We start from the raw sequence: 9,790 nt of genomic DNA, 5'->3' as shown, positions 1-9,790 counted from the left end.
TCACCACCCGGGCGGAATATGTGAAGCCCTGAATTATGGCACAGTAGGGCGTATGAAATATCCGACGATTGAAGACGCGGTAGGCAACACGCCGCTGGTGGCGCTGCAGCGCATTGGAGCCCAGGACAACGCCGCGCGGGGCAATGTGGTACTCGGCAAGCTGGAAGGCAACAACCCGGCGGGGTCCGTCAAGGACCGGCCTGCACTGTCGATGATCCGCCGCGCCGAAGAGCGTGGCGACATCCGCCCTGGCGACACGCTGATCGAGGCCACGTCGGGCAATACCGGCATCGCTTTGGCGATGGCCGCGGCCATCAAGGGCTACCGCATGGTGCTGGTGATGCCTGAGGACTTGTCCATCGAACGCGCCCAGACCATGAAGGCCTTTGGCGCAGAACTGGTGCTCACGCCCAAGAGCGGCGGCATGGAGCACGCCCGCGACCTGGCCGAGGCCATGCAAAAGCGTGGTGAGGGCAAGGTGCTGGACCAGTTTGGCAACCCCGACAACCCCCGCATTCACTACGAAACCACAGGCCCCGAGATCTGGGAGCAGACCGGCGGGCGCATCACCCATTTTGTGAGCGCCATGGGCACCACGGGCACCATCACGGGCGTGTCGCGGTTCCTCAAGGAGAAGAACCCCGGCATTCAGATCATCGGCGCACAGCCTGAAGAAGGCTCGCGCATCCCGGGCATCCGCAAGTGGCCGCAGGAGTACCTGCCCAAGATTTATGACGCCAGTACGGTCGATGAGCTGGTGTATGTGAGCCAGGACAGCGCCGAAGACATGTGCCGCCGCCTCGCGCGCGAAGAGGGCATTTTTGCCGGCATCTCGGCTGCAGGCGCGTGCTGGGTGGCGCAGCAGATCGCTGCGCGCGATAGCAATGCCACCATCGTCTTCATCGTGTGCGATCGGGGCGACCGGTATTTGTCGACCGGAGTGTTTCCTGCGTGACCTGTGGAATGGCCTGCGCGGTGGGCTCCAGGGCATTGCCGGGTGCCTCCTCGCAGGTTTTTGAATCAGAATGGCTGCTTGTGCTAGTTGAACATGCCTCAGCAGCTACATAAAAGATAGCATATGCCCTACGAAGTTCGTTTTTGCCCCCACTGTGCCACCGAGTTGCAGCCCATCACGCTGGCCGAGGATGGCGGCGACAAGGAGCGGCTGCGCTGCCCCGCCTGCGGCTGGACGCACTGGAACAATCCCACGCCCGTGCTGGCTGCCATTGTGGAGATCGACGGCAAGGTGCTGCTGGCGCGCAATGCGGCGTGGCCGGGCAAGATGTTTGCGCTGATCACCGGCTTCATGGAGGCGGGCGAGTCGCCCCAGGAGGGCATTGCGCGCGAGGTCAAGGAAGAGACCAACCTCGATGTGCAGTCCACCACCCTGGTGGGGGCCTACGAGTTTTTGCGCATGAACCAGGTCATCATTGCCTACCACGTGGTGGCCACCGGGCAGGTGCAACTGTCGCCGGAGCTGGTGGACTACCGGTTGTACGATCTGCCTGACCTCAAATGCTGGCCTGCGGGCACGGGCTACGCGCTGGCCGACTGGCTGCGCACACGGGGCCACGAGCCCGTGTTTTTCACGGCCGAAGAAAATGCAGAACGCCGCCGTGGGCTGGACGAACAAGCCCCGGCCGCGACGCCGCCAAAGGATTGATGACCATGGACATTCACAAAGAAATCGACACCCGGGGCCTGAACTGCCCCCTGCCCATCCTCAAGGCCAAGAAGGCGCTGTCGGACATGGCTAGCGGCCAGTTGCTCAAGGTGGTGGCCACCGACAACGGATCGCTGCGCGACTTTCAGGCGTTTGCCAAGCAGACTGGCAACGAACTGGTGGAGCAACAGACCGTGGGCGAGGAGTTCATCCACATCCTGCGCCGCCGTTGAACGTGAAAATAGCTGCCAGCGCTTATCCAATAAGCACGGGCAGCTATCGATTATGAAGTTTCAGAGGACTTGGCTGGCTGCGTTTACAGCGCCAGGTTCTTTAAGTAGTCTCGGAAGTGCGCCCCCACCTGCGGGTGTTGCAGGGCCAGTTCCACCGTCGCTTCCAGAAACCCTTCCTTGCTGCCGCAGTCGTAGCGTTTGCCTTCGTACTGGAAGGCGTAGACGGCTTCATTGTTCATCAGGCGCGCAATGCCGTCGGTAAGCTGGATCTCGCCGCCCACGCCGCGCGGCTGGTTGCGGATCTCGTCAAACACGCCGGGCGTGAGGATGTAGCGGCCCGCCACGCCCATGCGCGAGGGGGCATCGGCCGCCTTGGGCTTTTCGACAATGCGCTGGATGCGGATCAACGGGCCACCGGCAGGCTCGCCCGCCACGATGCCGTACTTGTGCACCTGGTCCTCGGGCACCTCTTGGACGGCGATCACCGAGCGGCCTTGCTGGCGGAACGCGGTCGCCATCTGCGCCAGCACGGGCTGACCACCCTGGGGGCCCACCATCAAATCGTCAGCCAGCAGCACGGCAAAGGGCTCCTTGCCCACCAGGGGCTCCGCGCACAACACTGCGTGGCCCAGGCCCAGCGAGCGCGGCTGGCGCACAAAGGCGCAGTCCATGTCGCTGGGCTGGATGGAGCGCACCAGCTCCAGCAGCTCCTTCTTGCCGGCTGCTTCCAGCTCGGCCTCGAGCTCGTAGGCGGTGTCGAAGTGGTCTTCAATGGCGCGCTTGCTGCGGCCAGTCACAAAAATCATGTGGCGGATGCCGGCGGCGTAGGCCTCTTCCACTGCGTACTGGATCAGTGGCTTGTCCACCACGGGCAGCATCTCCTTGGGGCTGGCCTTGGTGGCGGGCAGAAAACGCGTGCCCAGTCCGGCAACGGGGAAAACGGCTTTGCGAACGGTCGTGGCAACAGTCATGGGGCTCCTCTGGACGGATGGGTGGCGGTGTGCCCGGGCTGCACTGCAGCCCGCAACCCACACCGGCAAAACATGAAAACGGGGCGGGCAGCCCTTACGGGACGGGCTGCCATGGCGCAGTATGGCCCGGGTTTTAGCCCAGCCGTGTCAGCTGATCGCGCAATCTGCCCAGCGTGGCGCCGAAGTCGGCAATGCGCTTTTTCTCCTGCTCGATCACCGCCGCAGGGGCCTTGGCCACAAAGGCTTCGTTGGACAGCTTGCTGTTCGCCTTGGTGATCTCGCCGTCGATGCGGGCGATTTCCTTGGACAGGCGCGCCTTCTCGGCCGCCACGTCGATCTCCATGTACAGGCACATGCGGGCGTCACCCACCACGGCCACAGGCGCGGCCTGTGCGGCGGCGGCCCAGGCGGACTCGTCGTCAAACACCTTCACCTCGCTGAGCTTGGCCAGCGCTTGCAGCACCGGGCCCACACCCCGCATGAACTCGGTGTCGCCCACCACGTACAGGGGCAGGCGGGTGGAGGGGGACACGTTCATCTCGCCCCGCAGCGCGCGGCATGCGTCCACCAGGCCCTTCACGCGGCCCATGTGGGCAATCGCGGCCTCGTCGATCTTCTCGGGCTGGGCCTGGGGGTAGCGCGCAATGCTGACCGAATCGCCCGGGATGCCGGCCACAGGTGCCACCACCTGCCACAGGGCCTCGGTGATGAACGGGATGATGGGGTGGGCCAGGCGCAGGATGGCTTCCAGCGTGCGGATCAGCGTGCGGCGCGTGGCGCGTTGCTGCGCTTCGGTGCCGTTCTGGATCTGCACCTTGGCGATCTCCAGGTACCAGTCGCAGTACTCGTTCCAGACAAAGTCGTAGATCGTGTTGGCCACGTTGTCCAGGCGGTATTCCTCAAAGCCTTTGGCGACTTCGGCCTCGGTCTTTTGCAGCAGCGAGCTGATCCAGCGGTCGGCTTGGCTGAACTGCATATAGCCGTGGGCCGGGCCGCCGGGCTGGCACTCTTCCTTGGTGTGCTCCTTCAGGCCACAGTCCTGGCCCTCGCAGTTCATCAGCACGAAGCGGCTGGCGTTCCAGAGCTTGTTGCAGAAGTTGCGGTAGCCCTCGCAGCGCTTGCTGTCGAAGTTGATGCTGCGGCCCAGCGATGCCAGTGCGGCAAACGTGAAGCGCAGCGCATCGGCGCCGTAGGCTGGAATGCCCTCGGGGAATTCCTTTTGCGTGTTCTTGCGCACGGTGGGCGCGGTCTCGGGCTTGCGCAGGCCGGTGGTGCGCTTGTCGAGCAGGGGCTCCAGCGCAATGCCGTCGATCAGGTCCACCGGGTCGAGCACGTTGCCTTCGGACTTGCTCATCTTCTTGCCCTGCGCGTCGCGCACCAGGCCGTGGATGTACACATGCTTGAACGGCACGCGGCCCGTGAAGTGCGTGGTCATCATGATCATCCGGGCGACCCAGAAGAAGATGATGTCGTAGCCCGTGACCAGCACGGTGCTGGGCAGGTACAGGTTGAAGTCGTCGGTGGCGCTGTCGCCCTGGTTGGGCCAGCCCATGGTGCTGAAGGGCACGAGGGCGGACGAGTACCAGGTGTCCAGCACGTCCTCGTCACGGCGCAGCTTTTTGCCGGGCGCCTTGGCCTGGGCCTCGGCTTCGTCGCGGGCCACGATCACGTTGCCCTCTTCGTCGTACCAGGCCGGGATCTGGTGGCCCCACCACAGCTGGCGGCTGATGCACCAGTCCTGGATGTTGTTCATCCACTGGTTGTAGGTGTTCACCCAGTTCTCGGGCACAAAGGTCACCTCGCCGGTGGCCACCGCGTCGATGGCCTTTTGCGCAATGCTCTTGCCCGTGGGGTCCTGGTCGCTCACCTTGCTCATGGCCACGAACCACTGGTCGGTCAGCATGGGCTCGATCACCTGGCCGGTGCGGGTGCAGATCGGCACCATGAGCTTGTGCTTCTTCACCTCGACCAGCGCGCCGAGGGCTTCGAGGTCGGCCACCACGGCCTTGCGGGCGACGAAGCGGTCCATGCCCTGGTACTTGGCGGGGGCGTTCTCGTTGATGGTGGCCTGCAGGGTCAGCACCACGATCATGGGCAGCTTGTGGCGCTGGCCCACGGCGTAGTCGTTTTGGTCGTGTGCTGGCGTCACCTTCACCACGCCCGTGCCAAATTCCTTGTCGACGTACTCGTCGGCGATCACCGGGATCTGGCGGTCGCACAGCGGCAGGTTGACCATCTTGCCGATGAGGTGGGTGTAGCGTGCATCCTCGGGGTGCACCATCAGCGCCACGTCGCCCAGCATGGTTTCAGGCCGGGTGGTGGCCACCGTCAGGCTGCCCGATCCATCGGCCAGCGGGTAGGCGATGTGCCAGAGCGAGCCGTCTTTTTCTTCGCTCTCGACTTCCAGGTCGGACACGGCGGACTGCAGCTTCGGGTCCCAGTTCACCAGGCGCTTGCCGCGGTAGATCAGGCCCTGCTCGTAGAGCTTCACGAAGGTGTCGGTGACCACCTTGGAGAGCTTGTCGTCCATGGTGAAGTATTCACGGCTCCAGTCCACGCTGTCGCCCATGCGGCGCATCTGCGTGGTGATGGTGTTGCCGGACTTTTCCTTCCACTCCCACACCTTGCTCACAAAATTCTTGCGCGCCTCGGGCGGGGTGGGGCCCATGTCGTAGCGGCTGATGCCTTGCTCCTGCAGCTGGCGCTCCACCACGATCTGCGTGGCGATGCCCGCGTGGTCGGTGCCCGGCACCCACACCGTGTTGAAGCCGCGCATGCGGTGGTAGCGCGTGAGGCTGTCCATGATCGTCTGGTTGAACGCATGGCCCATGTGCAGCGTGCCCGTCACGTTGGGGGGCGGCAGCTGGATGGAAAAGGCGGGTTCGCCCGCCTGGGGCTGGCCCGTGCCACGGTGGCCTGCGGTGCCATACCCGCGCTTTTCCCATTCGGGGCCCCAGTGGGCTTCCAGCGCGGCAGGTTCAAACGACTTGGACAGGCTTTCGAGGCCGGGTTGTGGTTGGGGCGTGCTCATGGGGTGTCGCAGTGGGGGCAGTGGGACGGAGCGGCCGCAGGGAGCGCTCCGACGAACAAGAGGGTGAACCGCACATTTTAAGGGACCGCCACCCCGGCGCTGGCCCCGCGGGGGCTTGGGCCGTTTGGCAATCGCGCGCCGTCTGTCGGCCGATTCTTTCCAATGGTTACCTTGTGACTGGGTGCGCGAGTGAATGCGTCCTGATAATCCCGCCCGGCGGAGTGGGAAGGGCGCGGCAACGTGAACCAGGCTCCGCTTACGGATCACGATTTACAACAAGGACTGGTGCAGTGGCTTGCGGGGGATGTTCAGCCCTCCGACGCCACGGAGCCGGGCCGTCACAACCATCCGAACCTATGACGTTTCAATCTGCCTGGCGCCTGGGCCTGGTCAAGGTCTTTGCCTATGCGCTGCTGGCGCTGTTTCTGGTGCCTGCGGTCACCTACGTGTTCACCCGCCATGTCCAGACCGACCAGGACACCCGTTTTGTGGCCGGCATCAGCCAGCGCATCGATGCCGAAAAGGGCCTGCCCGCCGACGAGAAACAGGCGCGCAAGGACTACTACCGCAGCAACCCGCCATCCACCATCTGCAGCAATGCAGACCCCGAGGCCCGCGAATACCGCGAGGCGCTGTGCGACACCTTCTCCGATGTCTGGCAGTTCCACATGGCGCGCAAGCTGTCGCTGTGGACGCTGGTGGCCAGCGCGGCGCTGCTGCTGGCCGTGCTGGGCCTGGGCGCACTGGCCTTTGCCGACCGCACGCTGCAGTACGCGAGCTTTGTGGCAGGCTGGCGCCTGACCTCCTGGGCCAGCGCCACGGCGCTGGTGGTGCAAGGGGCGATGGCAGTGTGGCTGTCGTTCTGGGTGACGGCGTTTTTCTTCCACAAGTACTCGCCCAAGCTGGTGCTGTTTGTGGGGTTTGCCGTGGCGGCGGGGGTGCTGGTGGCGGTGGCGGGCATCTTCAAGCGGGTGCAGTCCAGCAACCAGGTGGTGGGCGAGCTGGTGGCCGAGGCCGATGCGCCGCTGCTGTGGCAGCGTATCCGCCACCTGGCGCAGCGCCTGAAGACAGAGCCGCCCCGGCACATCGTGGCTGGCATTGACGCCAACTTCTTCGTGACCGAGGCCCCGATCACCGTGGGCCAACAGACCCTCGCGGGCCGCACGCTGTTTGTGAGCCTGCCGCTGCTGCGCATTCTGGACCAGACCGAGGCCGACGCCGTGCTGGGCCATGAACTGGCCCACCTGCGCGGGGGCGACACGCGGCGCAGCGCACAGCTGGGGCCCAAGCTGGTGCAGTTTGACCACTACCGCCACGCCATCCGCACGGGCGGGCTGTCGGCCATGGCGTCGCCGCTGCTGGACCTGTACCGCACCATTTTCGAAATCGCCCTGGCCAGCGACAGCCGCGAGCGTGAGTTCAAGGCCGACCGCCTGGCGGCCAAGCTGGTGAGCCCGGCGGCGATTGCACAGTCGCTGGTCAAGATTGCCGCCTACGCCCAGTACCGCTACCGCATCGAGGACGAAATGTTTGGCCGCAACGAGCGGCACGACAACGGCACGCTGGGCATTGCCAGTTTTGTGGCCCAGGGGCTGGCGCCCTACGCGGCATCGCCCGACTTTGTGGATGCGATGAAGACGGCCAACGTGCCGCACCCGTTCGACTCGCACCCTGCCATGCCCGAGCGCCTGCGCAACGTGGGCATGGCCCTGAAAGAGCGCGACTACGGCGCCATCGCCGTGCGAGTGCCCGCCACCACCTGGGTGCAGGAGATCCTGACTGCCGACGCCATCGAGCAGCGGCTGTGGAGCGCCTACGAGCAGCAGTTTGCGCAAGACCACGAGCGCAGCCTGGCCTACCGCTACGAGCCCGCGAACGACGAGGAGCGGGTCCTGGTGCTGCAGTACTTCCCGCCCGTGGTGTTTGCCCTCAAGGGCGACGCGACGGTGGAGGTGAGTATCGACGGTATCCGTACCTCGGCCGATGAGACCACGGTGTTCTGGGACGCCATCAAGGGGCTGGAATTCAAGGAAAGCAGCTTTGGCAACGCGCTGATCGTGACCCACCCCGAAAAGAACGCCCTGGGTCTGGGCGCCAAGACCAGCAAGATCAAGCTGCCCGGTCTCAAGAAGGACAAGGACCAGTTTAACGCCGTGGTCAGCCACTACTGGCAGCGCCACCAGATCATGCGTGCGCAGCAACAGGCAGCGGGATGATTGCTATATTTTGTATAGCTGCTGAGGCAATAGGATGTAGCGCTTCAGCACTGTAGGGTCAAAAGAATCCCGTGCAAGGCGGTGGGATGGCCGTTGGACGGGGCCGCGCACCCCATCCAAAGCAGCCAGCCCCGTGGACCGTGGGGCGGTGCGTGGGGGCGTGTGGTCAGGCCGGTTTACTTGCGCACAAACTCCGGCCGGTCGTTTTGCTGGGGCTTGAGCGGCGCGTCCACCTTGCCTTCGGCGCGTTCCTTGCGCCATTGCTCCTTGCGCGCCGTCCACTCGCGCAGGCGGGCGTGGGCCATGGTGCTGTCTTTTTCCATCTGCTCGTCATTGGCCAGCTGGGCCGACAGCTCCAGGCGAATGCCGTTGGGGTCGAAGAAATAGATGCTCTTGAAGATGTGGTGGTCCGTCACGCCCAGCACTTCCACGCCATGCGCCTCCAGGCGCTGCTTGGTGTTCTCCAGCTCCTGCACGGTGTTCACGCGGAACGCAATGTGGTTGACCCACAGGGGCGTGTTGGGCGAGGGCTCGGCCTTCACGTCGTCGCCCAGGTCGAAAAAGGCGATGAACGAGCCGTCCTGCAGGCGGAAGAAGAAGTGGGTGTAGGGGCAGTACTCGCCGGTGCTGGGCACATAGTCGCTCTGGATGATGTGGTACAGCGGCAAGCCCAGGATGTCTTCATAGAACTGGCGCGTTTCCTCGGCGTCGCGGGCCTTGTAGGCGTAGTGGTGCAACTGCTGGATGGCGGCGGGGGCCGGCAGGTTGGCCAGGTCGGTCGGGTTCAGAACGGCGTTCATGCAGAGTCTCCTCAAATCGGTGAACGTAATTCTACTATTCGTAATTGATTTACGTTAAGTTAATTTTTAATGCCCGGAGGGCTGGCAGATGAGGACGGGCTGGCCCCAAAAAAAAGCCACCCGGTGCAAGGCGCACGGGTGGCTGGTCACAAGCAGCCGGAGGCAGGGCGGAGCAAGTCAGCTCGCTGCACCCCAGGCCCGCTCGGCCTGATTTACTGCTTCACGGCTTCAATCTGCACCACCAGGCGCACGTTCTTGGGGAAGCCCCATTCCACGCCGTAGTTCATGCCCCACTGGGTGCGGTCGATGGTGGCTTCAAAGTCGCCGCCGCACACTTCGCGCTTGAGCATGGGACTATCGTAGCAGTTGAACTGGTTGGCCTTGAGGGTCAAGGGGGCGGTCTTGCCCAGCAGTGTGAGCTGGCCTTCGACGCTGGCGACCTTGTCACCGTTGAAGACGAACTTGCTGGAGACAAATTTCATCGTGGGGTGCTTGGCAGCGTCGAACAGGTCGGCGCTTTGCAGGTGTTTGTCAAACGCGGGGGTGCCCGTGTTCACCGAGGTCACGTCGAACGTGATCTCGGCCTTGCCCGACTTGCCAGCCTTGTCGAGCTGGACGGTGCCTTCCTTCTTGTCGAAGCGCCCGCGGTTCACGGCGGCGCCAAAGTGGCTGATCTCGAACGAGGCAAAGGTGTGCGTCGGGTCGATGGCGTAGTTGGCCGATTGGGCTTGGGCAGCACCGGCGAACAGGGTGGCGGCGGCAGCCAGGGCGAAGAGGGACTTGCGCATGGAAACTCCTGATAGATCAAAAAGGAAAGGACAAGGGAAAAGGGAAGGCACCAGCCGCGGGGACCGTGCCCGGACGGCAGGCGGAGGC

8 protein-coding genes are annotated in these 9,790 nt (G+C 64.3%); 4 read left to right on the top strand and 4 right to left on the bottom strand.

Annotated elements, in window-relative coordinates; translation table 11 throughout:
- The first annotated feature begins 52 nt into the window (after positions 1–52).
- The 3 genes from cysM to DBR23_RS06025 all read left to right on the top strand — a co-directional run bounded on the left by cysM (position 53) and on the right by DBR23_RS06025 (position 1,896).
- Positions 53–955 carry a cysteine synthase CysM gene (gene cysM, locus DBR23_RS06035; protein ID WP_108497627.1) on the top strand — a complete coding sequence of 301 codons (903 nt, stop codon included), beginning with the start codon at positions 53–55 and terminating at the stop codon, positions 953–955.
- A gap of 123 nt (positions 956–1,078) precedes the next feature.
- Positions 1,079–1,663, top strand: a complete 585-nt coding sequence (locus tag DBR23_RS06030) for an NUDIX domain-containing protein (RefSeq protein ID WP_056748250.1) — start codon at positions 1,079–1,081, stop codon at positions 1,661–1,663.
- 5 nt (positions 1,664–1,668) lie between these two features.
- Positions 1,669–1,896, top strand: a complete 228-nt coding sequence (locus DBR23_RS06025; RefSeq protein ID WP_056067086.1) for a sulfurtransferase TusA family protein — start codon at positions 1,669–1,671, stop codon at positions 1,894–1,896.
- Positions 1,897–1,979: 83 nt separating this feature from the next.
- Here DBR23_RS06025 and galU read toward each other — a convergent pair whose 3' ends face one another.
- Entirely contained in the window at positions 1,980–2,867 is an 888-nt protein-coding gene (gene galU / locus DBR23_RS06020; protein ID WP_056066808.1) for a UTP--glucose-1-phosphate uridylyltransferase GalU, read from the bottom strand.
- Between the two features lie 133 nt (positions 2,868–3,000).
- A complete protein-coding gene (locus DBR23_RS06015; RefSeq protein WP_108497626.1) occupies positions 3,001–5,898 on the bottom strand; it encodes a valine--tRNA ligase in 2,898 nt (965 codons plus the stop codon).
- A gap of 356 nt (positions 5,899–6,254) precedes the next feature.
- Between DBR23_RS06015 and DBR23_RS06010 the strand changes: the two genes are divergently transcribed.
- Entirely contained in the window at positions 6,255–8,114 is a 1,860-nt protein-coding gene (locus DBR23_RS06010; RefSeq protein WP_108497625.1) for a M48 family metallopeptidase, read from the top strand.
- Positions 8,115–8,290: 176 nt separating this feature from the next.
- Here DBR23_RS06010 and DBR23_RS06005 read toward each other — a convergent pair whose 3' ends face one another.
- Positions 8,291–8,914, bottom strand: coding sequence for a VOC family protein (locus DBR23_RS06005; RefSeq protein WP_108497624.1), 624 nt, complete (start codon positions 8,912–8,914; stop codon positions 8,291–8,293).
- A 212-nt stretch (positions 8,915–9,126) separates the two neighbouring features.
- Positions 9,127–9,702, bottom strand: coding sequence for a YceI family protein (locus DBR23_RS06000; protein WP_099730932.1), 576 nt, complete (start codon positions 9,700–9,702; stop codon positions 9,127–9,129).
- Between the last annotated feature and the right edge of the window lie 88 nt (positions 9,703–9,790).

This window comes from Acidovorax sp. HMWF018, from assembly GCF_003061035.1.
GTDB classification, from domain to species: domain Bacteria; phylum Pseudomonadota; class Gammaproteobacteria; order Burkholderiales; family Burkholderiaceae_C; genus Acidovorax; species Acidovorax delafieldii.
This window is presented reverse-complemented; position numbering and strand designations above follow the sequence as displayed.

What these genes read in the sequence shown, in the direction of transcription:
- cysM (WP_108497627.1), top strand. Translation starts at nt 53, where the DNA reads ATGAAATATCCGACGATTGAAGACGCGGTAGGCAACACGCCGCTGGTG.
- DBR23_RS06030 (WP_056748250.1), top strand. Translation starts at nt 1,079, where the DNA reads ATGCCCTACGAAGTTCGTTTTTGCCCCCACTGTGCCACCGAGTTGCAG.
- DBR23_RS06025 (WP_056067086.1), top strand. Translation starts at nt 1,669, where the DNA reads ATGGACATTCACAAAGAAATCGACACCCGGGGCCTGAACTGCCCCCTG.
- galU (WP_056066808.1), bottom strand. Translation starts at nt 2,867, where the DNA reads ATGACTGTTGCCACGACCGTTCGCAAAGCCGTTTTCCCCGTTGCCGGA.
- DBR23_RS06015 (WP_108497626.1), bottom strand. Translation starts at nt 5,898, where the DNA reads ATGAGCACGCCCCAACCACAACCCGGCCTCGAAAGCCTGTCCAAGTCG.
- DBR23_RS06010 (WP_108497625.1), top strand. Translation starts at nt 6,255, where the DNA reads ATGACGTTTCAATCTGCCTGGCGCCTGGGCCTGGTCAAGGTCTTTGCC.
- DBR23_RS06005 (WP_108497624.1), bottom strand. Translation starts at nt 8,914, where the DNA reads ATGAACGCCGTTCTGAACCCGACCGACCTGGCCAACCTGCCGGCCCCC.
- DBR23_RS06000 (WP_099730932.1), bottom strand. Translation starts at nt 9,702, where the DNA reads ATGCGCAAGTCCCTCTTCGCCCTGGCTGCCGCCGCCACCCTGTTCGCC.